Source organism: Pseudomonas sp. EYE_354 (genome assembly GCF_023148575.1).
Taxonomy (GTDB): domain Bacteria; phylum Pseudomonadota; class Gammaproteobacteria; order Pseudomonadales; family Pseudomonadaceae; genus Aquipseudomonas.
In genome coordinates, this window is the sequence record NZ_JAHXNQ010000034.1 from 1 (window position 1) to 2,885 (window position 2,885).

General features: G+C 61.5%; 3 protein-coding genes and 1 pseudogene. All 4 read right to left on the minus strand.

Annotation, left to right across the window (positions count from 1 at the left end):
* Positions 1–702: an ABC transporter ATP-binding protein gene (locus KZX66_RS26460; RefSeq protein WP_078731918.1), complete on the minus strand. Its 702-nt coding sequence runs from the start codon at positions 700–702 to the stop codon at positions 1–3.
* 1 nt (position 703) lies between these two features.
* Positions 704–1,471 (minus strand): high-affinity branched-chain amino acid ABC transporter ATP-binding protein LivG, encoded by a 768-nt coding sequence (gene livG, locus KZX66_RS26300; protein ID WP_012722652.1) that lies wholly within the window; start codon positions 1,469–1,471, stop codon positions 704–706.
* Positions 1,468–2,721, minus strand: a complete 1,254-nt coding sequence (locus KZX66_RS26305) for a high-affinity branched-chain amino acid ABC transporter permease LivM (RefSeq protein WP_248084120.1) — start codon at positions 2,719–2,721, stop codon at positions 1,468–1,470. The genes livG and KZX66_RS26305 overlap by 4 nt, the downstream gene beginning before the upstream one ends.
* Positions 2,718–2,885: pseudogene (locus KZX66_RS26310) on the minus strand (branched-chain amino acid ABC transporter permease LivH); the annotation flags it as partial. The pseudogene KZX66_RS26310 and the gene KZX66_RS26305, both read right to left, overlap by 4 nt.

A 2,885-nucleotide genomic window follows, 5' to 3' on the forward strand; every position in this document is an offset into this window, starting at 1 on the left:
TTAACCGCCCAGGTACGCCTCACGCACCTTCGGATCGGTCAGCAACTGCTCGCCAGTGCCCTGCATCACCACCCGACCGTTTTCCAGTACATAGGCGCGGTCGGCGATTTTCAGCGCCTGGTTGGCGTTCTGCTCCACCAGGAACACCGTCACACCGTCCTTGCGCAGCTGTTCGATGATGTCGAAGATCTGCTGGATGATGATCGGCGCCAGACCCAGGGACGGCTCGTCCAGCAGCAACAGCTTGGGCTTGCTCATCAGCGCGCGGCCGATCGCAAGCATCTGCTGTTCGCCGCCGGACATGGTGCCGCCACGCTGGCTGAAGCGTTCCTTGAGCCGTGGGAACAGGTGCAGCACCTTGTCCATCTGCTCCTGGTAATCGCCCTTGTCGGTGAAGAACCCGCCCATGGCCAGGTTCTCTTCCACGGTCAGGCGTGAAAACACGCGACGGCCTTCGGGCACCACCGCGATGCTCTTGCGCATGATGTGCGACGACTCCTGACCCACCAGTTCTTCACCCATGTAGCGGATGCTGCCGCTGTGGGCCTGGGGCGATCCGCACAAGGTCATCAGCAAGGTCGACTTGCCGGCGCCGTTGGCACCGATCAGGGTCACGATTTCACCCTGGCGCACTTCGACATTGACGCTGTGCAGGGCCTGGATCTTGCCGTAGAAAGTGGAAACGTTTTCGAATTGCAGCATTTTACGCTTCCCCCAAATAGGCTTTGATCACTTCAGGATTGTCGCGGATCTGCTCCGGCGTCCCGTCGGCCAGCGGCGTGCCCTGGTTGATCACCACGATATGGTCGGAGATGCTCATGACCAGTTTCATGTCGTGTTCAATCAGCAGCACCGTGGCGTTGTTTTCCTCACGCAGCACGCCGATCAGCGCCTTGAGGTCTTCGGTTTCCTTGGGGTTCAGACCGGCAGCCGGTTCGTCGAGCATGAGGATCCGCGGACGGGTCATCATGCAGCGGGCGATTTCCAGGCGACGTTGCTGACCATAGGCTAGGGTGCCGGCCGGGCGATTGGCAAACTCGGTGAGGTTGACCTTGTCCAGCCAGTACTCGGCATATTCCATGGCTTCGCGCTCGCTTTTGCGGAACGCCGGGGTCTTGAACAGGCCTGCGAAGAAGTTGGTGTTCAGGTGGCGGTGCTGGGCAATCAGCAGGTTTTCGACCGCCGTCATGTCCTTGAACAACCGCACGTTCTGGAAGGTCCGCACCACGCCTTTGCGGGCGATCTCGTGACCGGCCAGGCCCTGGATTGGCTGGCCGTCCAGCAGGATGCTGCCACCGCTCGGCTTGTAGAAGCCGGTGAGGCAGTTGAACACCGTGGTCTTGCCGGCGCCGTTGGGGCCGATCAGCGCTACCACCTGTTTCTCTTTCACGGTCAGGGCCACGCCGTTGACCGCCAGCAGGCCGCCGAAGCGCATGCTCAAGTTTTCGACTTTCAGGATCTCGCGGCTCATTTGCGCAGCTCCATGTGTGGACGTTGCATGGGCAGCAGGCCTTGAGGACGCCAGATCATCATCAGCACCATCATGGCGCCGAACATCAACATGCGGTATTCGCTGAATTCACGCATCAGTTCCGGCAGCAGGATCATCACGATCGCCGCCAGGATCACGCCCAGTTGCGAGCCCATGCCACCCAGTACCACGATGGCGAGGATGATCGCCGACTCGATAAAGGTGAATGATTCCGGCGTCACCAGGCCCTGGCGGGCGGCGAAGAAACTACCGGCGAAACCGGCGAACGCAGCGCCCAGGGTGAATGCGGAGAGTTTGATGATGGTCGGGTTGAGGCCCAGGGCACGGCAGGCGATCTCATCTTCGCGCAGCGCTTCCCAGGCACGACCGATCGGCATGCGCAACAGGCGGTTGATCACGAACAGGGCGGCCAGTGCCAGCAACAGCGCCACCAGGTACAGGAACACCACCTTGCTCACCGGGTTGTAGGCGATCCCGAAGTACTCGTGGAAGGTCTGCATTCCCTCGGCGGCATTACGGTCGAACGACAGCCCGAAGAACGTTGGCTTGGGGATGCTGCTGATGCCGTTGGGGCCACCGGTGATGTCGGTGAGGTTACGCAGGAACAGGCGGATGATTTCCCCGAACCCCAGGGTCACGATCGCCAGGTAGTCACCACGCAGGCGCAATACCGGGAAGCCCAGCAGGAAGCCGAACGTCGCCGCCGCCATGCCCGCCAGTGGCAGGCAGATCCAGAAGCTCCAGCCCAGGTAATGCGAGAGCAGCGCATAGGTGTAGGCACCCACGGCATAGAAACCCACATAACCCAGGTCAAGCAGGCCGGCCAGGCCCACCACGATGTTCAGGCCCAGGCCCAGCAACACGTAGATCAGGATCAGGGTGGCGATGTCGACGGCGCCGCGCGAGCCGAAGAACGGCCAGATCAGCGCGGCCACGATCAGGCCGATGATGATGTAGCGCTGGGTACGCGGCAGGGTCAGGAATTGGCTGACCTTGGGCGAGACCAGTGGGGCGCGGTTGCCCTTGAACAAGGCACCGACCTGCTGGGTGAACAGCACACGCAGGAACATCAGCACCGAACACAGGGCAATGATGGTCAGGGTCACGGGACCGGTGCCATGCACTTCCAGGTTGATCCCGACAATGCTCAGCTTGAGGCCGAGTACCGGGAAGGCCACGGCCCAAACCAGCAGGGCGCTGAAAAACGCCGATTTAAGATATCTGCTCATACTTTCTCAACCTCCGGACGGCCCAGGATGCCGGTCGGACGGAACAACAGCACCAGAACCAAGAGGCCGAACGCCACGACGTCCTTGTACTGGTCGCCGAAGATATCGGCACCAAAGGCCTCGGCCACACCCAGCACCAGCCCGCCGAGCATCGCGCCCGGAAT